Source organism: Micrococcus sp. H39-S4 (genome assembly GCF_027158145.1).
GTDB classification, from domain to species: Bacteria; Actinomycetota; Actinomycetes; order Actinomycetales; family Micrococcaceae; genus Micrococcus; species Micrococcus luteus.
In genome coordinates this window covers 1-24906 of sequence record NZ_JAPVLT010000011.1, presented here as the reverse complement: position 1 = coordinate 24906, position 24906 = coordinate 1, and the positions used below count along the sequence as shown (strand labels likewise).

The following is a 24906-nucleotide window of genomic DNA, read 5'->3' as shown; positions in this document are numbered from 1 at the left end:
ACTGACCGGCATGAGCGAGGACTTCACCGACGGCACCGGCCTCTGCCCCCACTGCGGACACCACGTGGCAGCCCACCTCGTCGGCCAGGCGCAGGTGAGCCCGACCTGGGATCCGTACTACGCGCGCCAGCCCGTGCCAGACCCGGCTCAGGGGGGTGCGACCGGGTACCTCGAGAGGATGCGCCAGGCCAGGGACTTGGTCCTTGTCTACAGCTGCCAGTTCTGCGATCGCACCATCGTCCTCCTCGAGCACTCGAGGGAGCGTGAGGCCGACGACCGGACGATGACCGCTGAGGAACGGACGTCCCGGACGATGATCGTGCCGGCCAAGCCCCCGCGGCAGCTTCCCGAGGCCGCCCCAGCGGGCGTCGCCTCGATCTACGAGGAGGCCAGCATCTGCGAGGACGCCGGGGCACTGCGCGCCGCCGGCGTCCTCTACCGCGCGGCCACCGAGGAGATGGTCAAGGACCAGGGCGGCACCGGCCGGGACCTCAAGGCCAAGATCAACAGCCTGACCCCGCGGCTGGACGCCGAGGTGCTGGAGGACCTGCATGAGTCCCGCGTCGTGGGCAACGACAGCATCCATGCCGGCGTGCAGTACGCCCCCGAGGAGATCGCCGACGTCGCCGAGCTGCTCTGGGAGGCCGCCTTCGTCCTCTACGAGCAGCCGGCCCAGAAGGCCAGCATGCGCGCGGCCCGCAAGGCTCGCCACGACGCCGCCCGCGGACCGCGCGCGGCGTCGTGATCCCGGTCTACGAGCCGCCGGCCTTCCGCAGCCCCGAGGAGGTCCACTCCGCGCTCTACCAGGACGCCCCCTACGTGCGGGTCATGCTCCCCGACCGGGGACGGGTCGATGCGATGGCTGCCCGCTGGTCGAGCACCCATGTGCTGATCGCCTGGGAGGAGGCGCCCAGCACCGAACGGTTGCAGGCATGGGTGCCCGCTGGGTGGGTCACCCGCATTCAGGCAGAAGAATCGGCCTGGCGCGCCCCCTACGGGCGCACGCACGGCTAGGGTGTGTCTGAGAAACCGTCCAGTCGGGTATACCCCTTTACACACCCTGCCCGCCCACGAGACCATCACGTCAGAGACGGTCCCAAAACGGGCCGTTAGACAGAAGTGTCGGAGGGTCTAAGACGTGGTTGGACAGACTGTAGCCTATGTGCGGGTCAGCTCGGCCGAGCAGAACCTGGATCGTCAGCTCGAGGCGGTGGGGGAGTGCGACCGCGTCTTCCAGGACAAGATCTCCGGCAGTTCCCGAGCCAAGCGCACCGGATTGGCCGAGCTGATGAAGTACGTCCGCGAGGGGGACCTGGTGAAGGTCGCCTCCATGGACCGGCTCGGCCGGGACACCCGGGACCTCTACGCAATCGTGGACGAGCTCACCGGCAAGGGGTGCGCGGTGCAGTTCGTGTCAGAGCGAATCACCGTGGACAAGTCCGGCAACTCCCCAGTCGATGGGCTCATGCTGGGCATCCTGGCGGCATTCGCTGAGTTCGAGCGCCGCCGGATCAAGGAGCGTCAGGCCGAGGGCATCGCCCTAGCCAAGGCCCGCGGCAAGTACGTCCAGACCCCGAAGCTCTCGGACACCGACGTGGAGCAGGCGCGCGTGATGATCGAGATGGGGATCCCGAAGGCCGAAGTGGCGCGCGCGTTCGGGGTGAGCCGGCAGACCCTATACACCTCTTTGAGACGTTCCGGATCGCAGACGCAGGCCGCAGGGGCCATCAATTAGATCTATTTGTCGGACGCCCCTGTATGCGAGTAATTCAAGTCTTTGTAATAAATCGGAGAATGGGAGAAAATTGATGAGCCAACTATCCCCGTCAAATTCAGGGATTATAATGCCTGGAAAAAAGTTTCCAGGCGGACGAAGCGTGCCAGTTTTTCTTCGGGAAGCGGGATCGACCGAAGTCAAAAAGATCTTCACAATATCCATTCTAAAAAAGGATGGAGGGATCATGATCTTCCCCGTCATGGACACCTGGGCAGATGTTACATACTCTCGTCTCGTGGTTCCGGAAGGTGGCGGTCTTTATTCTGACCCCTCATCGGAAATCGTCCGGAGCTCAGATGACCGGCCTAAACTCCATTACCACCGTTCCGGTATGACCTCGGTGCAACCCTCGAAGAAAACCGGCGGGCAGGATCGTAAAGTCGCCCGTCTGCCATCGATTGACATGGTGGACCGGGTACAAATTTTCTCGGCAATGATGAAGCTTCCCGTGCGTCTCCCCGCAGCATCGGACGCAGGCATTGGGATATACGTCATGGGAGACCTTATGATCGCTCAAAGCTTGGGCGTCTCCGGTGTGCTTTATCGAAGGGACAGTCTCAATGAGGTGCAGTTGCGCCAGTTGACCCTAGGGGAGCCAATTATTCAGTCTCCCAGTTGTGACTCCACGTTCATAATTGACTTGTCGGGCTATGGGTCCAACACTTTGCTCTGCATCAGCATGATTTTTTCCCCGACCCCGTTACCAGATACGGCTTCAGATTTTACCTTGACTTCATTTTTCCCCGCGATTATTCATGAGGCGGGTGCAGTCTGCATTCATGCGGGGGATGGTTCCCCGGTGCCAGGCCTCACTCATTCACCGCCGGAGCTCAAGGACATACTGCCGACAGAGTCAGGGGCCTATAAGGAGTCCCCACTGGAACGGGTAGCAAGGATTGCAGCTGGCGCAGATCGTTTGAACCGACAATCCAAAGCCGACCCGGCTGCACTTCCAGATCCCATCGATGGCATTTTGAGGCCTGTCCCGAGGGGGGTTTACAAGGGCGGCGCTTAGTCGGATCCTTAGGGCGCCCTCCTCACTTTCGTAGCGCAAGGAGGGTGCCCCGGCCGGGTCTCAGTCTGTCTGCTGTGAGGTGGCCTCTGCCTGGTCCCCAGAGGGGTGCCGGCGGTGAGACGGGTGGATGCTGGCCTGGGCGATCTGAGTGAGCTCTTCGGCCGAGAGCTTGAGCCGGCCGCGGTAGTCACCCGGGCGGCGGGTGGCCATGATCGTGCTGTACTCGTTCAGCATGCGGCGGTAGGCGCCGAGCATGGGCACGTGTGAGTTTCCCCGGTCGCTTGCATTGAACTGCTCCTGCAGGTCTGTCCACCGGCCATCGTTCATGAGGAACTCGGTGTACTCCGCCATCTGTGCTTCCAGTGGCTCGTGGAAGTCGAAGCCGCGGAAGACGAGGTTGTACTCGATCTTGGGATCGAGGCTGACCTCTTCCTTATCCAGCCGGGCTCGGCTGGCGGTGATGACGCGGAACATGTCGAGGATGTCCATCAACAGGGTCGAGTCGGGTTTGGAGAGCTCGTGGCTGAAGCCGGCCACCTCCGTGTGGTACTCGCCCGTGTAGCCCTTCTCGAGCACTTCTGCCCGCCGCAGCTGGTACTCGCGGTCACCGTCGGGGCCGTTGGCGTCCTTGGGCAGGACGTTGGCCAGGATGCGATGAAGCAGGGCGAGCTGCTGGCGCTCGTGCAGAGGGATGGAGTCAGGGGGCGGAACTTCTCCCCCCAGCGTGTCACTGGGCCGCTGCGCTGAGGGCAGGGCCGTGTGCAGGGCGGCCCGGACGAACTCGCTCAGGGTCACCCCTTCGTCTTCGGCCGCTTGCTTCACTGTGACGTGCTCCTGGTCGGTCAGTCGGATGGTGATTGTGGGCATGATGCCTCCCTTGTTCATGTATGACGGTATTGTCGTACTGAAATACAGTATATCATAGGCGCTGAATCGGCGGGTGGGGTGGTGGGGCCACGACTGCAGCCGCCCGCCACTGCCTCCACTGCCCGAAGGGGCGGGGCATGATGGATCGATCACCGTCGAAAGGCCGGCCCTCATGCAGACCAAACCCCTGTCCTGGGACCAGATCCGGGCGAACGCTGCCGCGTTCGTGCACGAGTGGGCGGGGGAGTCCTACGAGCGGGGTGAGTCCCAGTCGTTCTGGACGGAGCTGTTCGCGGTCTACGGAATCCGTCGCCGCAAGGTGGCCCAGTACGAGAGCCGGGCGAAGAAGGCCGACGGCGGAGCCGGGTTCATCGACGTGTTTTGGCCCGGCATGCTCATCGCGGAGCAGAAGTCCCTGGGCAAGGACTTGGCGGCCGCCGAGGATCAGGCGCTGACGTACCTGGCGAACGTGCCCGACGCGGAGCAGCCGCGGTACGTGATCACCTGCGACTTCGAGACGTTCCGCCTGCGCGACCTGGACGCCCCGGCCGGGGAGGAGGCTGTGGTCGAGTTCCCGCTGGAGCAGCTGCCAGTGGAGGCCGAGCGGTTCGGGTTCATCGCCGGTTACCAGAAGCGCGAGTTCGGTTCGGCCGAGCAGGCCGCGGCGTCCGTGAAGGCCGCGCAGTTGATGGCTGACCTCTACGTGGAGCTCGAGGGCTCCGGGTACGACGAGCACGAGGCGTCGGTGTTTCTCGTGCGGACGTTGTTCGCGCTGTTCGCGGACGATTCGGGTCTGTGGGAGCGGGATCTGTTCTTGGAGTTCATTCAGACCCGCACCGCGGAGGACGGTTCGGACCTGGGCGCGCAGTTGACCGCGCTGTTCCAGGTGCTGAACCGTCCGGTGAACAAGCGCATGGCCGGCACGGACGAGCTGATGCTGCGCTTCCCGTACGTGAACGGGTCCGTGTTCGGGGAGTCCATCTCGATTCCATACTTCAACGCCTCCATGCGACAGAAGCTGATCGAGGCGTGCCTGTTCAACTGGGGGTCGATTTCGCCGGCGATCTTCGGGTCGCTGTTCCAGGCGGTGAAGTCGAAGGAGGCGCGCCGGGAGCTGGGGGAGCACTACACGACCGAAGAGAACATCCTGAAGCTGATCGGCCCGTTGTTCCTGGATGAGCTGCGCGCGGAGTTCGTGAGGAGCATCCACGACCGCGCCGCCCTGGGCCGGCTGCACGAGCGACTTGGGCAGCTGCGGTTCTTGGACCCGGCCTTTATACGCAAGTCGAACGTCTCACGAGACAGTCCCGCCTGGGCCACGGCCCAAGTGCTCGATGACACCAAATCTGACTGAATCGTCGTGGCCAGCCCACCTGCAAGGAGACGGGTTAAAATCTGCAAAGGAAACTTAATCGGCCGGTCACGGCACATGACCTACCAATGATAACCAGGACAAAGCCGAGCTACGGTGGCTAATAGACCGGCGCAGGAGGACGAGCTCAGGTCGGAAGTCGACGCGCAACAAGAGGAGCGGAAGAACAATGATCGACAAGGTAAGGATTCAAGGATACAGAGTATTCCGTGATTTCGACATGGCACCCTCCCCGGGAATTAATCTCATTGTCGGCGATAACGGATCGGGAAAGTCCACGCTCTTGGAAGCCATGACGATGGCCCTGAGTGGGCACATCAACGGCAAGTGGGCCCAGGATGAACTGAATCCCTATTGGTTCAATGCTGATTTGGTAAAAGATTTCTTTGCAGAGTACAGGCTCGGCAAAGCACCTGCTGCACCCGAGATCCTCATAGAGCTCTATTTCAAATCGAACAGCGGAGAAGAGGCTGACCCCGACCTGCAACTTCTTCGAGGGGTGCACAATTCGGCTGGGGACGACGCTCCCGGGCTCAAGATCACGATCCGCCCGTCGACTGACTACCTCAGCGAAATTGCCGAGTATATGAACGGCGATAGCCGGCCGGACATGATTCCTGTTGAATACTACGAAGTGGTATGGGAGTCCTTCGCTGGCGCTCTGGTTAGGAAACGGCCCAAGGGACTGGGGTTGTCGACAATTGACGCCCGGACCGTCAAGTCAAGTTGGGGAATTGACTATCATACACGACAAATGCTGAATGGCTTTATGGAACCCCGTGAAAGAGCCCAAGTCTCCATCGCAAATCGCGCAGCCCGTGCTGAGATTACCAATAATGCCTTGAAAGCGGTTAATGACAGGATCGGGAAGGACGAGACAGTATTCAACGAGGACGAAATAAGTCTGGGCATGGATCAGTCCTCAGCAGCGACTTGGGAGAATACCGTCGTCCCTCATTTGTCATCAATCCCGTTTGCCCTAGCGGGACAGGGGGAGCAGGCCTCACTGAAAGTTTCTCTCGCAATGTTTCGCTCGGCCGGTTCTACCACGTTTGTAATGGTGGAAGAGCCGGAGAATCATCTATCGCATACTGCACTAACTCGTCTTATTGCGCGTATCGACTCCCTGGCCGGAAATCGTCAAGTGTTTATCGCCACCCACAGTTCTTATGTGATAAATCGCCTAGGACTAGACCGTCTTCGGCTTCTCTCAGGAGGGAAAGGCACTAATTTTGCGAGCCTCTCGCCTGACACGGTGAGCTATTTCAAAAAGCTGTCTGGGTTCGATACCCTTCGCATAGTCCTAGCCCGTCATCTCGTTCTCGTAGAAGGGCCATCCGACGAGATGATCTTCGAGAAGGCGTACAACTTAATTCGCGGGGTGTTGCCAATCAACGATGGAGTCGACGTGCTCTCCATGAACGGCGTAGCACTAGCCCGAGCACTGGAATTGTGCCATGCACTCGATAGACAGGTGGCGGCATTGAGGGACAATGATGGCGAGTCCCCTGCCCACTGGAAGGATAAGTTCAAGTCGTACTTGGTGCCCGGTAAACGTCAACTCTTTATAGGGGATCCCTCTGCTGGGGCGACTCTTGAGCCGCAATTGATGCATAGTAACACGACCAGCCACTTGCGGAAAATGCTGCGCTTGGACGCCGGCAAAGATGTGGCTGATTGGATGACCGCGAATAAGACCGAAGCTGCACTGAGACTCGCCGAGGATCCGGGCACGCTGGAGGTTCCGGAATACATCCAGAGAGCAATCGAGTTCATTAATGAATGAGCTCACTCTGGCCGTCGCTGGGTCTCGAAAAACTCAGTCCATTGTCGACGCGTGCACGGTGGGCGACCGTAACGCAAGGCGTCTTGTTATTACATACACTATTAGTGGACAACGGGAGCTGGAGATACGGCTGGGCCGGGCGAGGTTAAATGGAAATCAAGTAACCATAACTGGGTGGTATTCATTCCTCCTTCAAAATTGCATAGGTCCGTATCTTCCTCTGCTCTATCCAGAGGTGCGGTTGTCGGGCTTGAACTTCGAGGGTAATCCCGGTCGATACGCGAAAGGGACTAGTCGGTATTTTGATAGCTCCGGTAGGGCGTTTCGAATGCACCTATCCAAGCTTGCGCGCGATGTTATGACCCGCAGTAGGGGTGCGGTCGTCGATCGGATCTCAAGGATGTATGACGAGATTTACATTGACGAGGTGCAAGACCTAACTGGAAATGACCTTCACATACTCGAGGCACTATTGAAGTGCAAGCATCTGAGAATCGTCATGGTTGGTGATGTCAGACAGTCCGTGTTTGACACGAATCCCCACGATCAAGCGCTTAGGCAGTACCGGGGACTAGGGATGCTCGACTGGTTTAAGCAACAGGAGTCCTCCGGGAATCTTGCTATTCATGAGCGTTCGGACACGTGGAGGTCAAATCAGGAAATTGCGACTTTCTCCGACTCGATACTTCCCCAGTCCTCGGGATTTCCTTCGACAATCTCGAAGCAGGATGAACGAACGGGCCACGATGGGGTGTTTGCAGTATCTGAATACCATGCCGCTGCCTATATCGATGAGTTTGATCCGCAACCCCTGCGCGACTCGGGTGCTACGGCTCGCGAAGTGGATCTCCCATTTATGAACTTCGGTAAAGTTAAGGGCCTGACATTCGATCGAGTCATAATTTATCCAACTGGACCGATACGGAAATTTATCCAGGGTGTAGACACTCTCCCGGACCGCTCGGCCTGTCGTCTCTATGTCGGCGTGACTCGAGCGCGTTACTCTGTGGCTTTCGTATTGCCAGAGCCGCAGGGTTCCGGGCTGGAGGTCTGGGTGCCTTGACCGGACGAGGATGACCGGGCCGGGTTTTGCTACGTTGCCTTGAGGTATTGATTCATCAGGCTGTCTGGGTGTGTCTGGTGTCTGCTGTCGATAGGAATATTGGTGTGCGCGCGGGAACGGATCAAGGGAGCATGCGATCCCTGCGTGATCCGCATTATGCAAGCGGCGCTACGAGTCAGCATTGCGGAGACCTGAAGGCTGAGCGGCCGAGATGGCACGGCCGTCGGCGGGCAGGCACCGTCCGCCTACCCTTGCGTAGTGCTCCGTCCGATTACAGGTGCACTGCGCAACGCCGAGCTCACCGAATGCCGAGGACTTCGCCAGCGATCCAGTGGTGAATGAATACTTGTGCTCCTATGACTATCCGCGATGTCCCACGCCATCGACAATGGGATGCTTCAAGACCTGGACGCTACAGCACTCATGGATTGATGCGCGGCAGGATTTCCTCGACGGCGGCTTCGATCTTCTCGGTCAACCCAGCGTCGGTCAAAGACGCGCGGATTATAGATCGCGCCTTGGTCGAGTGGATCCCCTCAAGATCGAGGCCGGCAGCGAGTCCTTCTGCCTGGGCGGCGAGGTCGACCAATCGTCGGTGCTTTTCGTTTCTTGGATCGTAAGTGGAGAATGGAATGTGGAAGACGTACTTATCGAAGTGACGTGGTCCGAGCAGGCCCTTGGTCTGGAGGGGCTGGACCCGCTGCAGGAGAGTCGCACTATTGAGAATGGCGACGAGATAGCGGCCTTCTTCCGCGCTCTCTGTCGCGGCCCAGTAGAGGTTGTGATCGATGACCGCATCGCTGTTCTCGAGACGGGCCGCGGCGAGAGCTGTTCCGGCCTTGCTATACACCACCCGGTGAGGTGCGAGGGGGAGCTGGCGGGAAATCTGCTGGTGGTAGTCAAAGCGCTCGAGAAGGGGTTTGGTCTCAGAGGGCTTGCGGCCGGCCTCCCAGGCGCTCTCGACGTCGGCCCACCAGCGACTTAGGCCGTCGTGGTCATCGACCTCATCGGGGGTGAGAATGTGGTCGTCGGCCAGAGGGAGGACACCAGTGCGCGCCGAGAGAGCGCGGTAGGGGGCAATGGTCTCCCCGAGGTGCACCTCACGGACGTAGTTGCTCTCCACCGTGCCGCTCAAGGACGGCATCGACTTGTAGGGTTCTTTCTCCTGTGCGACCCGCAAGGATTCGACGGCCACTCGCCCAGCGCCCGCGCCAAAGGGGCCAGTATGCCGGTTCGGGATAACCAACAATGCCATGCGCGGCACAAGGATTCCGCCCTGTCGGAATCGGGCCCGATACGGCGATTCCTCGGCGGCGGGCGCAGCAGATGTGTCTGCCACCAGAGCCGTAGTTGTCGTCACGCGCGATGCTGCCTCGTCCCAGGGCACGTCACCGCCGTGGGGAAGGCGCCCGTGCCAGGCCCGAGTCGTGTTCGGCAGCGCACGTGAGGAAGAGGACTTGTGGCCCCGGATCACGCAGGATGACATGGGAAACCCTGTAGTGATGTCGTCTAGGTCCCAGGACGTGTCGAAACGCACATGGAGTGATTCCGCGCTGGACGACCATGATCCGGTGCGAAAGGCGGCGTGAGACTGACGGCTCAGAACGCCGTGGGGCATAACGAACGCGTAGGCCCCACCTTCACGTAGATAGAGCTCGGCGGCGCGGGCGACAAACAGGGTCGACAGATCGCGCCCGGCCACGCCGCGCCCGCTGAGTAGTTTTTTCTCCTTCGCCATGGCCCGGTATCGGTCCTGCATCGCCGGGGTCATCTTAGAGAAAGCGAGCCACGGAGGATTGCCGACCAAGACGTCGACCTTGTTGTCGCCTCGGGTCAGCCACAGGGGGCGGATGAGGTTGCGGATGTAGTAGCCCCAGATGTGGTTACGACCAGAGCGATGCAGTCGGCGCCAGGTGTCAAAAGTCGTGATGAGCAAGGCTCGGTCTGACGCGCGCTGGTCGTCATCCGGATCCTCGATCAGCCGAGCACGCCGCAAAATCGGCTTCATCACGGTGGCGGCTTGCTGGGCGTCCTTGCGAGGGTCCACGGCGGCGTCGGCCATCTCTGAGACGAGGCGATCGAAGACACCCGCATCGTCCAGGATGCTCTGAGGGAAGCGCAGGTCGTCGCCGAAGAGGGCGCCGCCACCGCCCTCGATGAGATCTTCACCGCTGGTGGAGATGGTGATGTCGTTCGTTCCGGTGAGCAGGTCGCGACGCTGCTCCCACTGAATGCTGTCACCGAGATAAACAGGGATGGAGACCGCCCCGCGGGAGGGGTCCTGCAGGCGACGGGTACCGATCGCGATCAAGTAGGTGACGCGGGCGAGAGCTACAGCGACGGGGTGGATGTCCATACCGATCACATGACGCGTCGTGCTGGCAATGGCCTCGCCGGTGCTCATACCAGCTTGCTCGGCGGCCTCGAGGTGGGCAGTGACGGCATGCATGACGAAGGTCCCGGACCCGCAACTGGGCTCCAGCAGGCGCATCGACAGAGGGTCGGTGTAGACGTCGGCAACCATTCTTTCGGCAAGCCAATCGGGGGTGTAGTACTCGCCGAGTGCTTCACGGACGCGGGGAGAGATGACTGACGTGTAGAGCGCCTTGAGGACGTCGTGGTCGGTGGTCTTGCTCCAATCGAAGCGCGCGATTCGTCGGGTGAGATCCGTGATGAACTCGGCGCCACCATCGATGTCGAGGACCCAGTCGAAGAAGTCCTCCTCGACAACTCCGTAGATCTGTCCCTCGTGGAAGCGGGTGCCGCGGGCGATGTCCGAGGCCGTCAGACCGTCGTGGGTCAGATCAAAACCGGCAACGGCGTGCGCGATAGCCTCGGCAGTCAGAACGAGCAGGGTGTGGTTGATGAACAGGTCCGGATCGTCATTGAACCCGTGGCCAAAGGCAGTACGCAACAACTTGGCCCATAGATCCCGTTTGACCTGAACCTCGGGATTGTCTTGCCCCGCGGCATACAGACTCGCGAGTGTATCTCGGTCGAGTTTGTGCCCTGGGGAGTCGGCTCCAAGGCGCGCTTCGATCTGCGCGGACGTAGGGATGATGTGTGCCGCCGTGGCCAGCACGGACTCGAGCCAAACGAGCAGCCCGTCAGCATCGGTTGAGGCAGCGTCAAGAACGTCGACCTCAACGAGCGTGCCGTCGACGAGGCGATGCAGGTGCCACCGAGCTCCGTCGGTGAGGATGCCAACGTATCGCTGGCCGTATGTCCGCGCCTGGTTCAGCACGTAGCCGGCCAATTGGGCCCGTGCGTCAGTCAGAACATTCCCGACGCGCAGATCCTTTTTCACCTCGATGCAGCAGTGCCCGATCTGCACGTCCAGACGACGTCGGGTGCCGTCTTGAGTCTGAACCTCGAGCTGAGCGACGTCGTCGGTCTCTAGGTTCAGGGCCCCCATCGTGAGCAGCTGGTAGATCTCGGCCTGCAACTGTGCTTCGGGACGTTTCGCGTCTCGCCGGCGAATCCGATCGACGACTTCAATAACCTGCTCGGTTGCCATGACGGTCATCCTAGGGCGGGAGGTCATAAATGCCCGGGCGTGTCGGGTCTCTCAAAAACTGATCCGGCTGCGCCTTCGGCACAACCTCCCAGTGGGACAAGAAGTCCTCCATCCCCACCGCCTGCGGTCCACTAACGTCCCGAGTCGGTACAGCTAGGGCGGCGAAGTGGCAGCACCGTGCTGCTGGCGACTCGGTCCCGAAGTGCCTCATTCTCGAGGGTGAGCTCGGCGATGACCGTGGCCGCCTTGGTCAGCTGGGCCTCGAGCTCGGAGGCATTCGCACGGAGCTGCCGGATGGTGTTTCGGTGATCAGAGAGGGCGGCTTCGAGTGCCTGAATCTCTCGATCGCGGGGTGCGGGGGAGTCCACTCTCGAGTCCCACTCCGCGAGCACGTCGGAATAGCGGTTCATGGTGGCGCGGCTGACGCCGGCCTCGCGATAGAGGTTTTCCTTGATCAGGCGTCCATCGGTCCTCTCCGGCGTTCCGGCCAGGAGTCGTTCCATGGCTTGCCTCAGCTTCACTTCACTGGTGAGGGGCGTCTCGGCCACGGCGGAACTCCTTGGTGATCTGTTGGACATCGTGCAGCTCGGCTTCGAGCTGCCGGCGTGTATGAGGAGCGAGGCGCTGATCCTTGAGGTGCTTGCGCAGATCGGCCTCCTCAGCGATCCACACGGGTGCGTGCTCGCTGGTGATTACTGAGTTGCGGCAACGGCCCGGCTTGCACCGGTTTGGCATCGGTCCCTGAGCTACCGCGTCTGCGGGCTGTCCTTGCAGGCAGAGCGCTTGATCGGTTACCCCGAGGCAATGGTTGATCGTGCCCCACCGCAGTGTGGAGAACTTGTGTCGAAGCAGGTTACGCAGGGTGCGTTCGTCACCGATTTGCATGGTGGCCATGGCCTCGTCAGCGGCTGCGCGCATCCCGTCCCGGAACGTGCCAGCTCCGGCGCCGGCGAGAGGAAGCTCGTCGTGTGGGGAACGGTTGGCCCACAGGTCGACAAGCTTGGCGGCGGTTGTGTCTTGGAGCTCGTGGTCGAAGTCGCGCGCCCATGCTGGTGTCTCGGCCGCGTAGCCATTTGTGGTGACACTGGCGAGGGCACGGCGCGTGGCGTGCTTGAGCTGAATCCCCAAAGCAATCTCACCGTCAGGCTGCTGGGCAGTGAGGACGGCCATGGTTCGTCGGAACTGGTGCGGAGATATGTGGTCCGGCGGGATCGGCTCGAGGCCGGAATCCGGTCCTAGTTCTGCAACTCGCTGGATGAAGTGGGGGATCTGCTCGGTGCGGTCAAAGCGCTGGTTGTGCCCACTTCGGGTGCTGGCGAAGACGTAGTTGTTGCTTGAGAGCTTCTCAGCGAGCGTGATCGCCTGGGCGACTGGCTCGATGATCCACCATCGGTGGTGCTCGGGTTGACGACGCTTCTTGTAGACGCGAGAGTTGACCGCCGGGCTCCCGTAGAACGTGGTCAGCGAGCCCTTGATGATGCTCAGGAGCTCGGAGTCGCGCATCATCGTCAGCGCTGCGGTGAAGATGTAGCAGGCCGTGCGAAGGGCGGTGAGTTGCTGGCGGATGGTGGCCGGGTCGAAGCCTGAGATCCATGGGCCTGAACTTCCGTCGGCGCGCTTGACGTCCTGGGCCCTGGTTCGCAGTCCTCCGGGGGACACTCGGAGGGAGCCATTGCGCACCGCAGTCTTAATCACCTCGCGTCTGGCACGCACCGGATTGAATCGGACGTTGGCGAAGATAGTCGGACTGTTGCCGTCCGTGATCAGGAGCGAGAGCAGAGTCCAGTGGATTTCCCCCGCTCGGAAGCGACCGTAGGTGAGTCGGTGCGTGGGGACGGTGGCCAAGGGGCTGGCCATCCACCGCTCGAGGAGGGCGTCGGGGTCGTTGACCCGGCTGCGGTGCTCCCGAGAGAGGTTGAGCGCGTCCCACTCGGCGCTGGCAGCGAGGATGTCGTGAGAGAAGACATCGATGTACTGCCAGCACGCTCGCAGGAGTGGCCACCACACGGCGGGTTCGATGACCGGAGTACTGAGCTCCGCGCTGGAACGGCGTCCGGTCAGGGCTTGCGTGCTCTTCCCCGGCCATGGGGCGACGGCGACTGAGCCGCCAGTGATGACGGGACTTAGCTGATGGAGCTGCCGTACGGCTTCGATCGCACAGGTCCGAGTATTGACCGGTGACGCCTCTAGGGATGTCAGGAACATGGCGAGATCGTCGTCGCTCAGATTGGAGAGGCTTTCTCCGAGGAGGTGCTGGTTGTGCCAGGCGGCGAAGGTTCGCAGACCGTAGAGGTAGCTGGAGATGGTCTTGACGGACGGTGGCCGTCGACGCAGGTGGACGCCGTTGTCTCGGAGCGTCGGATGCGTGGGATTAAGGAGTGCCATGGCGATCTCGCGGCCTCGTAGGTTCCATTCTCCGTGCAGTCGTCCAAAGTTCAGGCTGGTCGCGTCGCTGCCGGCAGCGGGGTTTGCATCGGGCACGAGGAGATTCCACCGGCGGGTCTCTCCGAATCGCACGACCGGTCTCTCCGTTCCGGCGGGACGAGACAACTGGACTGGAGCAGCTTCGTCCCAGTACCGGCTGAGCAGCCGTTTCTGGGTGAGGGCGAGCCGGCGATTCATAGGTGGGTTCCTCTTTCAGACATCGGGACGTGGATCGCCGTGGAGGCATCAGTGAGTTCGCCCTCCGCGCGTTCAATTTGCTCGGGGGTGAACTGGCTCAGGACGGCCTCGAGGTTGAGCAACTGCTGCCCATGGGAGGACGCGAAGTGCTGGGGCGCTAGCTCGCGGCGCTGGCCTTCGAGGATCTCGCGATAGGCGAGCAGGCGCGGCAGGTGATCGGTGAAGACGATCGCGTTGGGGCAGGCGAAGCACATTGACGGGCGGTGCTCGCACAGGCGGCCCGCAACGCTGTAGGGAGAGGCGTAGGGGTCGGCGCACGTTGCCGGCCCCATGGCCCGGTCAGCAGGCGAGGCTGCGGTTTCAGCGGTCGCGGCGGCCGCAATCTGCGGGTCGGCGGCGCCGGTGAGTTCGTGTGAGGGTGCGGTGATGACGGTAGGGCCAGCGTGGAGTCGATCGAGGACTTGGGTCTGCGCGGCGGTGACGGCTTCACCGGCGAGGACGTGGATGGTCGTGCTCTGGGCATAGTGTCGATGGAAGACGGGAACCGTGTTGTCATCAGCGGCGATGTCGATGCTGCGGAGCAGTGCGGCTCGCACGCTCTTGACCGTCTTCCTCAGCCGCCGTGAGTCGTGCGGTCGGGAGATCGGGCTCTCGATGGCACCAAGGAGCTCGCTGAACTCCTGCTGGTTGAACTTCACGGGGCGGGCGCACAAGTTCCCCGTCGGGTTCCGTAGGACGGTGGCGAACAGCGGACTGGCGCCGTGGTCGGAGAGTTCGTGTCGTACGAGAGCGGTGGCGTTCAGTAGCCGTAGCAGGATGTCACCCGACCTCCAGCCTGTGCCCGGCTGGTCTGTCGTGACCGGGCAGACGAGGGTTCGCCACTGGTGAGCTCGCGTCTTGCGCAACCTGACCCTCACGACCTCATGCTCGACGTCGATGTCCGCAAGGGTTACGCCGGTCCACTCTTCGGGGGCAGCCCCCGTGGCAAGTTGGAGGACGGTGCGGAAGGCTACGAGATCGATGCGGTCGGGGTAGAGGTAGCTCAGTGCGACGCGGGTAGCCGCCCTCACGTTTCGGGTTGTGCCCTCGGGGCCGGCGGGGAAGACATCTGCTTCGGCCACCTCATGGGCGATGGTGTCTTGCCCGGGCCGTCCGAGATTCGCCAGCGCCCACATGGTGTTGGGGCCGTCCCAGCCGCCGATGCGGGGGTCCGAACCCTGTTCCATGAGGGCAAGGCCCATGCTTCGGCGTTCTTCTAGCCCCCGGATGAGCTGTCGGCAGTGGTCGCGGATGGCTAGGCGCTCGGCGTTGGAGAACTCATCCAGGGGTCTGATGCTGCCGGGGCCGTGAAGGGGAGGGCTGTCTGCCCACCTTCTCAGTCCGGTGTTGAGCGGGCTCCCTGTAGCGCCGTGGTGCGGACCAGGCGGCGTAGGCGCTTGCCATGGGACTGGGGGACTGCGCTGCGATGGCCGTAGTGGCCCAGGAGCGAAGCTTCCCAGTCGTAGAAGGCGTTGGTGAGCGCGGCGCTTGGACTGCTCAGGTCGACGATGCTGGGAAGGGCGGTTGGCAGTGCCGAGAGAAGTGTGATGATCAGTCGCTTGTAGTGGTAGGTCGTGCCGTCGCTCAGAGCCGTTGTGGATCGCAGGGTTTGCAGGGCGTCTGCGAGATTCGCGGCCAGCCGAGGATGGCGGTGGTCCAGAGGGGCAATCCGCAGCCGCCTCAGGACGGTTCCATCCTCACGGGCAAAGACGCGGGGCGAAAGATCCTCGACGGTCACGTGGTCTCTCGCTTCTCGAGGACGAGCTCGGCGAAGGTTCGGCCCTGGTCATCCCACTGCTCAAAGGCATCCTGGATAAGGGCATCGGTGTCCTCGAGGTATCGCAGATAGACCATCGTCGTTGCTGGGTTGAAGTGCCCGAGGAGGCGCTGGACGGTCAACCGTGGGTTGATGGTCAGGTGCTCGGATAGTGACGAGGGCCCGAAATCCCCTGCCTGCCGGGCGTTCTCTCGGCTCAGTGCTCGTGCCGTAAGAACCTTGAGGAGGACTACGGCGAAGGTGTGGCGCAGGTCGTGGGGCGTGACACTTGCTCGGCGTCCGCCCATCTGAACCGGTGCAAGGTCGGCGACTCGGCGGCTGGCGTTCGCGAAGGTGGTGTGCCATGCACGCAGGCTGATGGGTAGGCCACCGCGTCCGAGGAAGAGTCCCAGTGCCTCCATGCCGGCTTCCGTGTCCATGACGGCGATGCGGCGAAGGTGAGGCGGAAATTGGTGGAAGCGCCACGTCGATGAGGTTCCGTTCACCGCACCTCGTACGGTCTGCGTGTGGTGGTCAATTTCGGTAACTAGGTAGAGCTCGCGACGTCTCGACCACAGGGCTCCACGTGAGGCGGCGACACGATTGCGGCGCTCGGTGGCTCGATAGAGGTCGACCAGTTGCAAGGTCGCTGGCGGCACATGGACACGTCGTCGTTTGGAGTACTTCGCGCAGGCTTCCAGGAGCAGGGTGGCTCCATCGGCGTTGTTCACGGGGAGCTCGGCGGTGATGAGGGAAGAGAACTCGCCCACACGCATGCCGGTGGTCAGAGCGAGCTGGGCTCCGGCCTTTGAGCGCAACGGGTTGTCGCCGCGCCAGCTGGTGTCGAGTTCACCGTCGGGCAAGGTGCCTCCTAGCCCGATGTCCCGGAAGGCCAACCACTGGTTCCGAGTCAGTGGGCGGATGTCAGGTTCGGTGGTCCATCGACTGGCCAGTGCTGACTTGCCACCGATGGTGAGCCACGGCGGAGTGTTGCGTTGCCCCGTCTGTTGGAGGAAGGAGTAGATGCCGCGGATAGTGACCGTTTCTCGTTGCCAAGTCCCGGCCGATACGGGCTTCTCCTGGTCATTGAGCCGGTGATCGCGATATGCGAGAACGTCATCGGACGTGGCCTGGAGGATGTCTTTTCCGCGGTGATGGAGGAAATTCGCGAATCGCAGGGCGTCGTATCCGTAGTTACGCAGCGTCAGTGGCTTCGAAGTTGCGGCGAGGTGTCGAAAGTAGCCGAGCCAAGGTTCCAACGGCCGCCATGTTTCGTCCAACAAGATCGGAGTACCGCGGGTCAGCCGCCGAGAGTAGTCCGCGTGCTCGAGCGAGGGCGTGAGTAAAGGGTGGGGAGCAACTGGACCGTCGTCCGCGAACCGCAGATGGATGCGCGTGTCGCCGTGAGAGCCAACCGTGCCGAGAGACATATGTGGAACCTACACATAACGGCGTGCGGATGCGGGAACTTCCTGATCGTGGCCTACCGGGAGCTGCGTGCCCTGGAGTTGGAGATCTTGGTGCGCCGGCAGGAGCTGTCGAAGAAGCGCTCCCAGACGGCGCTGGTACTGGATGAGGACGAGACGGTGAAGGTGCGCATGCCGCACTTCCACGGGATCGAGCTGGAGGAGTGGCCGGCGACCATCGCCCGGACGGCGATGTTCCTGGTGAACCACCAGGCGAACCAGGACATGTCGTTGAAGATCGGCATCTCCCCGGAGCAGCTGCCCCTGTCGGAGTCGGCGCACATTGTGGTCGGCAACGCGCTCGAGCTGGACTGGAACTCGGTTCTTCCGGCGTCGGAGGACGTGCGGGTGATGGGCAACCCTCCGTTCATCGGGGCACGATTGATGACGGCCGAGCAGAAGGCTGAAACGAACGCGTTGTGGCCGCGTGGCAAGGCTGGGCTTCTGGACTACTGCGCGGGCTGGTACGCCAAGGCCGCGGCCTACCTGGCCGACACCGAGCAGGCGAGCTTCGCGTTCGTGACGACGAACAGCATCACTCAGGGGCAGCAGGTGGCTGCGCTCTTCAGTGATCTGCTCGAGGACGGGTGGACAGTGCTGTTCGCGCATCGCACGTTCACTTGGACCTCTGAAGCGGCGAACGCCGCGGCCGTGCACTGCGTGATCGTCGGAATGGTCAAGGAGCGGCGCTCCTCGAGGCCGCTCTTCTCCTACCGGGCCGGCGCAGGGACACCGGAGATGCAGCCGGTGAGCCGCATCAACCCGTACCTGGTTGAAGGGCCTGACGTGTTTGTGCAGCCCCGAAGCAAGCCGCTCAGCACAGACCTTCCGGGGGCGGTGTTTGGGAGCATGGCCAACGACGGCGGCAACCTGCTCTTGGACACGGAGGGCCATGCCACCGCGCTGGCTGACGCGAGGGCCTCCAAATATGTGCGCCGATTCGTCGGCGCCCGCGAGCTCATCCACGACCTCGACCGTTGGTGCCTGTGGCTGGTCGACGTCGATGCCGATGATGTCGCTCGCTCTCCGTTCCTGCGCGAGCGCATCGAGCGGAATCGGGAGTACCGGGCCGCGAGCAAGCGCGCGGCCACGCGGAAGCTCGCAGCCACGCCGCACCTGTTTGGAGAACGCCGGGCTCCCTCCCAGGCGTACTTGTGCATTCCCCGCCACGTGTCGGAGAACAGGGCTTTCTTCACGGCCGCACGCTTCGATCCCGAGGTCATCGCGGGAGATGCAAACTTCGTCGTCCCGGACGAGGATGGCCTAGCCTTCGCAGTGATCTCGTCGTCGGCGTTCATCGCATGGCAGCGCATGGTCGGTGGACAGATCAAGTCGGACTTGCGGTTCTCGAACACGCTGGTGTGGAACACCCTGCCGTTGCCGGAGCTGTCCGAGACGGACCGGTCGAAGCTCATAACCGCAGGTGAGGGGGTGCTCGAGGCCCGCGCGTTGCACCCGGAGCGTTCGCTGGCCCAGCACTACAACCCGCTGGCGATGGACCCTGCGCTGGTGAAGGCGCACGCCGGGTTGGATCGCGTCATGGACGGCCTTCTCAGCCTGCCGGCGGGGGCGACCGAGAAGGACCGTCAGACGCGCCTGATGGAGCTGTACGCCGAGCGCGCCTGAGCGCTCCCGGCGCGGAGATGGGTCAGCGTTCGAGGCCGCTGGTCTGTTCGGCTACGACCGCACACGCGGCGTGAGACAAACTGTCACCTATCCGTGTACCAGTCCCCTTAGGCTCAGCTGCGATGCGACTTCGCATCGCGTCATCCACTCGAGCAAGGAACTCGCCCATGTCACGACGCTCTCTGGCTTCTCTGGCCACTGCTGCTGTTTTCGTCGCCACCGCTGTCCTGGGGGGTGCGGGCCCGGCGGCGGCCGGCACCACGTACTCGGCCCCGTTGCGCACGGCTGTGGCGTCGTTGCCGGTGGCGGCGGAGAAAAATGCCGGCTATGACCGGGCCGCCCAGTTCGGGGACTGGAAGGATGCGAACAGGGACTGCCAGAACACGCGGGCGGAGGTGTTGATCGCGGAGTCCAAGACCACCCCGAAGTTCACGACGGCCCGTAAGTGCACGGTGGCCACGGGCAAGTGGGTGAGCAGCTGGGATCTGCGCACGCACACGTCTGCATCGACGCTGCAGATCGATCACTTGGTGCCCGTGCATGAGGCGTGGGGCTCGGGAGCTCGGTACTGGACCAAGGCCAAGCGGGTGGCGTTCTACAACGACTTGGGGGATGACCGGTCGCTGAACGCGCAGACCTCGGCGTTGAACTCGGCCAAGCAGGCCCGCGGTCCGGAGCAGTGGCTGCCGCCGAAGAACCAGTGCAAGTACATCGCTGACTGGACCGCGGTGAAGATCCGCTGGGGGTTGAAGGCTGACGCCACGGAGAAGGCGTTCTTGGTGAAGAAGGCCGCCTCCTGCACGAACACCACCCTTAAGGTGACCCGGTACTGAGGCTGCGCGGCCGCAATGGCGCCCATCCCCTAGACGTTGACGGCTGCGGGTGTGGGCATTGGTCTGTCCGGGGGGCTGGTTCGAGGACTTGTGCTCGTACCCATGTCTGTCACGGCCACCCCTGAGATCCACAAGCGAATCGTGGGCGTGTTGCGCTTTTACCTGCGCGGCGAGGACGACTGAAACGGCGCCGAACTACCTGAACGGAGAACGACCATGACCGAGAGCACGGGTCTTGAACACGTGGCGCTGAGTCCCGGGCAGACGCCCCGACACACCCGCGTCCTCGAGAGGGGGTGCTGAGGATGTCGCGCGCACCGAGGCGCAGGAGCGGATCGCTGAACGTGGTCGATTGGGTGCTGGGGGTGTGCGGAGTGGTAGCTGCTTTCCGCGCTGTGGTTGCCCAAGATCGAGCACCACGGCCCGCTGACCCACTGCCCGATGATGTGGTGGCTGCTCGCGCGAAGGAGCTGCAAGAGAAGTGGGCGAGGAAGGGGAGATACAGAGCGGCGGTTATCACGTTGTTGGCCTCCGTGATAACGGCGGGGGGTGCTCTGCTGGCGGCGGCTGGCGCGACCGCCGACGAGCCTGCATGGGTAAAGGAGTCTGCTGTCCTTGCGGTCTTGGCGGCAACCAGCTTGCGGGTGCTGGCGAGTCTTCGCCCTACGGGATGGAAGCGGTTTCCGTGGTCCGCATGGGCGACGATCCTTTACGGGTCTCTGTGGCTACTGGTGATGGGCCTTGCGGCGGAGATGTGGTCTGCTCCGGGCTACATCCTCAGTACTCTCACTCCGTTGTTTCTGCTCGTCGCGGTGGTAGTGCAGGACAAGGCAACCATGAGGGGCCAGGCAGACGCTCCCGAGACCTTTCGAGAGATGATGGTGGATGCCATTCCGCAGAAGTGGCGGGACTAGGGCGCGGTCAGCACGGCGCCTGCGTGCGCGGGCACCAGCCCGTGGGCGGCGGCGTACTGGAAGCGCAGCATCTGGGCCAGGTGGGCCTGGGCTTGCATGAACGCGAGGACCTGAGCGGCGTCGGGCCGGTAGGCGGTGCCGTCGGCGGTCTGGGCGCGCACCATCTCGGGACGGTCGTGGGCGACCCAGCGGGCCACCTCGGAATCTGTGGACGGCAGGGACGTGGTCATCCGCCCTTGCCAGGACACCTGGATCATCAGGGACACCTCCACCCTTACGTTGATCTGACGTCAACATACTAGGTGGGCTGGCAGGTGGAGGGCAACAAGCTCTGGGCGCGCGAAAGCGCCCCGCGAGGTTCCTGCGACTGTCAGATCAACGGGAAAGCGGGGCGCTTCTGGGGTCCAGTCTAGGCGATCGGCGCCACAGGCGGGAAGGCGTCCGGGGTGTCGATGAACCGCTGTAGCACCTGGCAGCAGTGCCACCAATGGCAGGCTGCGGTGCTCGCATGTGCGCGCTCGCTGTCGGTCACCACCTCGCTGGCCTCGGCCAGGGCGGCCTCCAGGTGCTCGACCTCGATACTCATGGCTCCTCCGATCCGCGGGTGTCCTTCACCGTGGATAAGGCCGTCGCGCGGCCGTGATGTCCCTTCTGGGCGCCAGGCAGAGCGAAGCCCTCCCGGCGCGGAGGGGGGATGGCCAGGAGGGCTTCTAAGTCGCAGGCCCTACGGGATGGGCTCACGTTCGACCTGTGCAAACCGTAGCAGGGGCAGTGGTGACGGGGGGAAGGTTGTGGATAAGGGTTGCGGGGGTATGGAATGACGCGTATGGTTTGACGTGTATCGCTAGACCTACGTGAGGTGATTCTGTCGCCTCCAGATTGAGAGAGCACCCCCATGACCACCTTCTACTACTCCGTCAACGAGATGGCTCGGCAAGCCGGCTTCACCTCGCCCTCCACCTGGACCCGCATCAAGAACGACCTGCGCGCCCCCGACGCCGTCATGGTCAGCAAGATCCAGGGCGCCGGCTGGACCCTGGACAGCTGGGAGGACGCCGCCAACAACGAGCTGCACACCCGTCGCGAGCCCCTGATGAAGGCCATCACCCGCTTGCGCCTCGAGGAGGAGGCCCTGCGTCAGGAGTACGGCGTGACCGACCAGGACGAGCCGGCCGACCAGAAGGCGGAGGTCTGAGCCATGAACGCTATCGAGCTGAAGTGCCGCCGAGAGGCCCTCGGTCTGTCCCGCGACGCCCTCGCCGACACCCTGGGTGTCGCGGAGAAGAGCATCACCCGCTGGGAGTTCGGCAAGAACCCGCCGCGGGACTGGTCCTGGATCGACTCGGCCATGACCCGCCTGGAGGACTACCGCGAGCGCCTCGTGGAGGAGCTGATCGCCGAGACCTTGCGCGTGCATGAGCAGGCCGGTGCCGCGCTGATGTTGACCTACGCTTCCCGCGGTTCCTTCTACAGGTGGTTGCCGGAGATGGAGGAGCCGGACATGGGTGATGGCATCGAGGTGATTCCCGTGGAGCTGCACCGGGCGGCTACCGCCGAGGCCGCGCGCCGGCTGCGGGTGAGCCATGGGCTGCACGCCGTGATCGAGGCTGTGCCCACTCCGCAGGAGGGTGAGGGGGCGGGCTCGTGAGCGTGCGTCGATGGGTCTCGAGCGTCGTCGCCGTGGTGGCCGCTCTGGGTGTGGTTGGCGCCGTCGGGGGTGGACATGTGCAGGGGGTCCAGGTGCCAGAGGTGAAGCTTCCCAAGGTGGCGTTGCCCAGCGGAGTGGAGCTGCCCTCACTCGGCGACACGTCCCCGACGCCGGCGGCCGGCCCGGTCGGGGGCCAGCTCGAGCAGCTGGCCCTGACCTCCGCGGCACCGGCCAGCGCCTACACGCGAGACGCATTCGGCCAGCGCTGGGCGGACGTGGACCGCAACGGCTGTGACACCCGCAACGACGTGCTGCGGCGCGACCTGACACAGGTGCAGATCAAGCCCGGCACGCAGGGGTGCAAGGTGCTCTCCGGCCAGCTCGTGGACCCCTACAGCGGCGCTACGATCCCCTTCTCCTCCCAGGACTCCCAGGCCGTGCATATCGACCACACGGTCTCCCTTGCCGATGCCTGGGCCTCCGGGGCGTGGGCGTGGGACGAGTCCCAGCGCACGGCGTTCGCCAACGACCCGGCGAATCTGCTGGCCGTGGATGGGCCGGCGAACACCTCGAAGTCGGATGCGACCGCGGCGGACTGGCTGCCGGACACCGTTGCGGGCCGATGTGAGCTCGTGGAGCACCAGGTGGTGGTGAAGGCCAAGTGGGGGCTGAGCGTCACCGAGCGCGAGCGCGCGGCGATGCGCAGGGTGTTGGCCTCCTGCCCGTCTGGGTGAGCGAGGCCGTAACGTGTCCGGGGGGTGGGTGACCATGCCCCTGAACGGATGGACGATGCTGGCGCAGGAGGAGGTGTGAGCGATGACGACTACTACGGGTACCGACCTGGCCCCGAGGCTGCGCGCGTTCAAGCACCGCCTGGACCCCAACCCCGCCCAGGCCACCCTGCTGGCCCAGTACGCCGGCGCCGCGCGCGTCGCCTACAACATGCTCATCGCCCACAACCGGGCCGCCCTGGCCGCCGGTGCCGCCCGTCGCACCGAGCTGGCCGAGACCGGGCTGGCCGGCCCCGAGCTGGCCGCACGCATGAAGGCCGAGCGCGCCGCCGACCCCACCCTCCGCGTGGCCAGCTACCAGTCGTACTCCACGGCCCACCTGACCCCGCTGATCCGCCGCCACCGTGAGGCCGCCGCCGCGATCGCCGCCGGCGCCGACCCGGCCGAGGCATGGACCGACGAGCGATACGCCGAGCCCTGGATGCACACCGTGCCCCGCCGCGTCCTGGTCTCCGGCCTCCAGAACGCCGCGAAGGCCACCGAGAACTGGATGGCCTCCGCCTCCGGCACGCGCGCCGGCACGCGCGCCGGCGCGCGCGTCGGCCTGCCGCGGTTCAAGAAGAAGGGCCGGTCCCGGGACAGCTTCACCATCCCCGCCCCCGAGGTCATCGGCGCCGCGGGCACCCCCTACAAGCGCGGCGAGCCCCGCCGCGGGGTGATCACCGACCACCGGCACCTGCGCCTGGCCTCCCTGGGGACCATCCGCACCTACGACAAGACCAGCCGCCTGGTCCGCGCCTGCCGCCGCGGCGCCCAGATCCGGTCCATGACCATCTCCCAGGCCGGCGGACGGTGGTACGCCTCGATCCTCGTTGCCGACCCCACCCCCATCCGGACCGGGCCCAGCCGTCGCCAGCGCGCCAACGGAGCCGTCGGCGTGGACCTGGGCGTCAAGCACCTGGCCGCCCTCTCCACCGGCGAGGTCATCGACAACGGCCGCCCCGGTGCCCGCCAGGCCGCCCGCCTGACCCGCCTCCAGCGCGCCTACGCCCGCACCCAGCCCGGCTCGAACCGCCGCGAGCGCGTGCGCCGGCAGATCGCGGCACTCCAGCACGGGATCGCCCTACGTCGGGCGGGGCTGCTGCATCAGGTGTCCACGAGACTGGCGACGGACTTCGCGGTGGTCGCCCTGGAGGACCTGAACGTGGCGGGGATGACCCGTTCGGCCCGCGGGACGCTCGAGGCGCCGGGTAGGAACGTGGCCGCCAAGTCCGGGTTGAACCGGGCGATCCTGGATGCCGGGCTGGGGATGCTGCGCCGGCAGCTGGACTACAAGACCTCCTGGGCAGGGTCCCAGGTGAAGATGATCGACCGATTCGCACCCTCCTCGAAGGCGTGCTCGCGCTGCGGGACAGTCAAATCCACGCTGTCCCTGGCCGAGCGGACCTTCGAGTGCGAGGCCTGCCACCTGGTGATCGACCGCGACGTGAACGCCGCGATCAACATCCGGGCGTGGGCTGTGCAGGAGGAGCGTGGAGCAGGGGTCGGGCTCGCCCGAGGCCGTCGGGAGAGTCGAAACGGACGTGGAGCTGCTGTCTCGGGCCCGCCATCTGGCGGGGCCGCGGGGCAGGGGCGTGGAAGCGTCAAGCCCGCACCCCAGGGTGTGGGCATGTCCAGCCGGGCAACTGGCTGGTCATCCCAACCCCCCTCAACCGAAGGGGAAAGCGCAGAGCGCGGAGCATCCGCCCTAGCTGTAGGAGGTCATGACGTTGTTGACTCGGGCCGGGGCCAACGAGGCCGGCGGGGCGTTCCCGCAGGAGGTATGAGGCCGATGGTAGTTGTAGTGGTTCACCCACACGGCCAGGGCCTCACGC

General features: G+C 63.8%; 23 protein-coding genes and 1 pseudogene. 14 read left to right on the top strand and 10 right to left on the bottom strand.

Annotated features, from left to right (window positions below):
* Positions 1-10 precede the first annotated feature (10 nt).
* The 4 genes from O3T09_RS10250 (at position 11) to O3T09_RS10235 (ending at position 2792) form a co-directional block, all read left to right on the top strand.
* Positions 11-745, top strand: coding sequence for a DUF4145 domain-containing protein (locus O3T09_RS10250; RefSeq protein WP_119218016.1), 735 nt, complete (start codon positions 11-13; stop codon positions 743-745).
* On the top strand, positions 742-1014 hold the full coding sequence (locus O3T09_RS10245; protein WP_135019665.1) for a hypothetical protein: 273 nt from the start codon (positions 742-744) through the stop codon (positions 1012-1014). Before O3T09_RS10250 ends, O3T09_RS10245 begins: the two co-directional genes overlap by 4 nt.
* A gap of 124 nt (positions 1015-1138) precedes the next feature.
* On the top strand, positions 1139-1735 hold the full coding sequence (locus O3T09_RS10240; RefSeq protein ID WP_087114237.1) for a recombinase family protein: 597 nt from the start codon (positions 1139-1141) through the stop codon (positions 1733-1735).
* A 73-nt stretch (positions 1736-1808) separates the two neighbouring features.
* Positions 1809-2792 carry a hypothetical protein gene (locus O3T09_RS10235; RefSeq protein WP_127434973.1) on the top strand — a complete coding sequence of 328 codons (984 nt, stop codon included), beginning with the start codon at positions 1809-1811 and terminating at the stop codon, positions 2790-2792.
* 60 nt (positions 2793-2852) lie between these two features.
* On the opposite strand, the gene O3T09_RS10230 is transcribed toward O3T09_RS10235, so the two are convergent.
* Positions 2853-3659, bottom strand: coding sequence for a YfbU family protein (locus tag O3T09_RS10230; protein ID WP_087114241.1), 807 nt, complete (start codon positions 3657-3659; stop codon positions 2853-2855).
* A gap of 172 nt (positions 3660-3831) precedes the next feature.
* Here O3T09_RS10230 and O3T09_RS10225 point away from each other — a divergent pair, with 172 nt between their 5' ends.
* From O3T09_RS10225 to O3T09_RS10215, 3 genes are all read left to right on the top strand, one after another.
* Positions 3832-5013 (top strand): type IIL restriction-modification enzyme MmeI, encoded by a 1182-nt coding sequence (locus tag O3T09_RS10225; RefSeq protein ID WP_269295529.1) that lies wholly within the window; start codon positions 3832-3834, stop codon positions 5011-5013.
* 187 nt (positions 5014-5200) lie between these two features.
* Positions 5201-6817: an ATP-dependent nuclease gene (locus O3T09_RS10220; RefSeq protein ID WP_269295528.1), complete on the top strand. Its 1617-nt coding sequence runs from the start codon at positions 5201-5203 to the stop codon at positions 6815-6817.
* Positions 6810-7880, top strand: coding sequence for a UvrD-helicase domain-containing protein (locus O3T09_RS10215; protein WP_269295527.1), 1071 nt, complete (start codon positions 6810-6812; stop codon positions 7878-7880). The genes O3T09_RS10220 and O3T09_RS10215 overlap by 8 nt, the downstream gene beginning before the upstream one ends.
* 421 nt (positions 7881-8301) lie before the next feature.
* Here the strand turns inward: O3T09_RS10215 and O3T09_RS10210 are convergent, their stop codons facing one another.
* The 6 genes from O3T09_RS10210 to O3T09_RS10185 form a co-directional block, all read right to left on the bottom strand.
* A complete protein-coding gene (locus O3T09_RS10210) occupies positions 8302-11397 on the bottom strand; it encodes an Eco57I restriction-modification methylase domain-containing protein (protein WP_269295526.1) in 3096 nt (1031 codons plus the stop codon).
* Positions 11398-11528: 131 nt separating this feature from the next.
* A complete protein-coding gene (locus tag O3T09_RS10205) occupies positions 11529-11945 on the bottom strand; it encodes a TMF family protein (protein WP_269295525.1) in 417 nt (138 codons plus the stop codon).
* Positions 11920-13878: a site-specific integrase gene (locus O3T09_RS10200; protein ID WP_269295524.1), complete on the bottom strand. Its 1959-nt coding sequence runs from the start codon at positions 13876-13878 to the stop codon at positions 11920-11922. Before O3T09_RS10200 ends, O3T09_RS10205 begins: the two co-directional genes overlap by 26 nt.
* 137 nt (positions 13879-14015) lie before the next feature.
* A complete protein-coding gene (locus tag O3T09_RS10195) occupies positions 14016-15260 on the bottom strand; it encodes a hypothetical protein (protein WP_269295523.1) in 1245 nt (414 codons plus the stop codon).
* A gap of 134 nt (positions 15261-15394) precedes the next feature.
* On the bottom strand, positions 15395-15796 hold the full coding sequence (locus O3T09_RS10190) for a hypothetical protein (protein WP_269295522.1): 402 nt from the start codon (positions 15794-15796) through the stop codon (positions 15395-15397).
* A complete protein-coding gene (locus tag O3T09_RS10185) occupies positions 15793-17244 on the bottom strand; it encodes a tyrosine-type recombinase/integrase (protein WP_269295521.1) in 1452 nt (483 codons plus the stop codon). Before O3T09_RS10185 ends, O3T09_RS10190 begins: the two co-directional genes overlap by 4 nt.
* On the opposite strand from O3T09_RS10185, the gene O3T09_RS10180 reads away from it, so the two are divergent.
* The 3 genes from O3T09_RS10180 to O3T09_RS10170 all read left to right on the top strand — a co-directional run bounded on the left by O3T09_RS10180 (position 17200) and on the right by O3T09_RS10170 (position 20653).
* Positions 17200-18906, top strand: coding sequence for a DNA methyltransferase (locus O3T09_RS10180; protein ID WP_331282721.1), 1707 nt, complete (start codon positions 17200-17202; stop codon positions 18904-18906). The genes O3T09_RS10185 and O3T09_RS10180 overlap by 45 nt on opposite strands.
* 167 nt (positions 18907-19073) lie before the next feature.
* A complete protein-coding gene (locus O3T09_RS10175; RefSeq protein ID WP_087114239.1) occupies positions 19074-19739 on the top strand; it encodes an HNH endonuclease family protein in 666 nt (221 codons plus the stop codon).
* Between the two features lie 449 nt (positions 19740-20188).
* Positions 20189-20653, top strand: a complete 465-nt coding sequence (locus O3T09_RS10170; RefSeq protein ID WP_069941825.1) for a hypothetical protein — start codon at positions 20189-20191, stop codon at positions 20651-20653.
* Here the strand turns inward: O3T09_RS10170 and O3T09_RS10165 are convergent.
* Together O3T09_RS10165 and O3T09_RS10160 are read right to left on the bottom strand one after the other, a co-directional pair.
* Positions 20650-20910: a hypothetical protein gene (locus tag O3T09_RS10165; RefSeq protein WP_127435104.1), complete on the bottom strand. Its 261-nt coding sequence runs from the start codon at positions 20908-20910 to the stop codon at positions 20650-20652. The genes O3T09_RS10170 and O3T09_RS10165 overlap by 4 nt on opposite strands.
* Positions 20911-21062: 152 nt before the next feature.
* Positions 21063-21239 carry a hypothetical protein gene (locus O3T09_RS10160; protein WP_153239426.1) on the bottom strand — a complete coding sequence of 59 codons (177 nt, stop codon included), beginning with the start codon at positions 21237-21239 and terminating at the stop codon, positions 21063-21065.
* Between the two features lie 309 nt (positions 21240-21548).
* Here O3T09_RS10160 and O3T09_RS10155 point away from each other — a divergent pair, with 309 nt between their 5' ends.
* The 4 genes and pseudogenes from O3T09_RS10155 to O3T09_RS10140 all read left to right on the top strand — a co-directional run.
* Positions 21549-21848: a hypothetical protein gene (locus O3T09_RS10155; RefSeq protein ID WP_135019235.1), complete on the top strand. Its 300-nt coding sequence runs from the start codon at positions 21549-21551 to the stop codon at positions 21846-21848.
* A 3-nt stretch (positions 21849-21851) separates the two neighbouring features.
* Positions 21852-22301 (top strand): helix-turn-helix domain-containing protein, encoded by a 450-nt coding sequence (locus tag O3T09_RS10150; RefSeq protein ID WP_119218018.1) that lies wholly within the window; start codon positions 21852-21854, stop codon positions 22299-22301.
* A 101-nt stretch (positions 22302-22402) separates the two neighbouring features.
* Positions 22403-23035 (top strand): HNH endonuclease family protein, encoded by a 633-nt coding sequence (locus O3T09_RS10145; RefSeq protein WP_238692754.1) that lies wholly within the window; start codon positions 22403-22405, stop codon positions 23033-23035.
* A gap of 82 nt (positions 23036-23117) precedes the next feature.
* A pseudogene (locus O3T09_RS10140) lies at positions 23118-24488 on the top strand (RNA-guided endonuclease InsQ/TnpB family protein); the annotation flags it as partial.
* 291 nt (positions 24489-24779) lie between these two features.
* Here the strand turns inward: O3T09_RS10140 and O3T09_RS10135 are convergent.
* The coding region (locus O3T09_RS10135) for an integrase core domain-containing protein (RefSeq protein ID WP_269295539.1) at positions 24780-24906 on the bottom strand (127 nt) is incomplete at its 5' end.

Bases quoted from the DNA above. Each gene is read 5' to 3' on its own strand.
- O3T09_RS10180 (WP_331282721.1), top strand. From the start codon at position 17,200: ATGGATGCGCGTGTCGCCGTGAGAGCCAACCGTGCCGAGAGACATATG.
- O3T09_RS10165 (WP_127435104.1), bottom strand. From the start codon at position 20,910: ATGATCCAGGTGTCCTGGCAAGGGCGGATGACCACGTCCCTGCCGTCC.
- O3T09_RS10210 (WP_269295526.1), bottom strand. From the start codon at position 11,397: ATGGCAACCGAGCAGGTTATTGAAGTCGTCGATCGGATTCGCCGGCGA.
- O3T09_RS10175 (WP_087114239.1), top strand. From the start codon at position 19,074: ATGTCACGACGCTCTCTGGCTTCTCTGGCCACTGCTGCTGTTTTCGTC.
- O3T09_RS10235 (WP_127434973.1), top strand. From the start codon at position 1,809: ATGAGCCAACTATCCCCGTCAAATTCAGGGATTATAATGCCTGGAAAA.
- O3T09_RS10215 (WP_269295527.1), top strand. From the start codon at position 6,810: ATGAATGAGCTCACTCTGGCCGTCGCTGGGTCTCGAAAAACTCAGTCC.
- O3T09_RS10250 (WP_119218016.1), top strand. From the start codon at position 11: ATGAGCGAGGACTTCACCGACGGCACCGGCCTCTGCCCCCACTGCGGA.
- O3T09_RS10155 (WP_135019235.1), top strand. From the start codon at position 21,549: ATGACCACCTTCTACTACTCCGTCAACGAGATGGCTCGGCAAGCCGGC.
- O3T09_RS10230 (WP_087114241.1), bottom strand. From the start codon at position 3,659: ATGCCCACAATCACCATCCGACTGACCGACCAGGAGCACGTCACAGTG.
- O3T09_RS10225 (WP_269295529.1), top strand. From the start codon at position 3,832: ATGCAGACCAAACCCCTGTCCTGGGACCAGATCCGGGCGAACGCTGCC.
- O3T09_RS10150 (WP_119218018.1), top strand. From the start codon at position 21,852: ATGAACGCTATCGAGCTGAAGTGCCGCCGAGAGGCCCTCGGTCTGTCC.
- O3T09_RS10160 (WP_153239426.1), bottom strand. From the start codon at position 21,239: ATGAGTATCGAGGTCGAGCACCTGGAGGCCGCCCTGGCCGAGGCCAGC.
- O3T09_RS10195 (WP_269295523.1), bottom strand. From the start codon at position 15,260: ATGGGCCTTGCCCTCATGGAACAGGGTTCGGACCCCCGCATCGGCGGC.
- O3T09_RS10185 (WP_269295521.1), bottom strand. From the start codon at position 17,244: ATGTCTCTCGGCACGGTTGGCTCTCACGGCGACACGCGCATCCATCTG.
- O3T09_RS10220 (WP_269295528.1), top strand. From the start codon at position 5,201: ATGATCGACAAGGTAAGGATTCAAGGATACAGAGTATTCCGTGATTTC.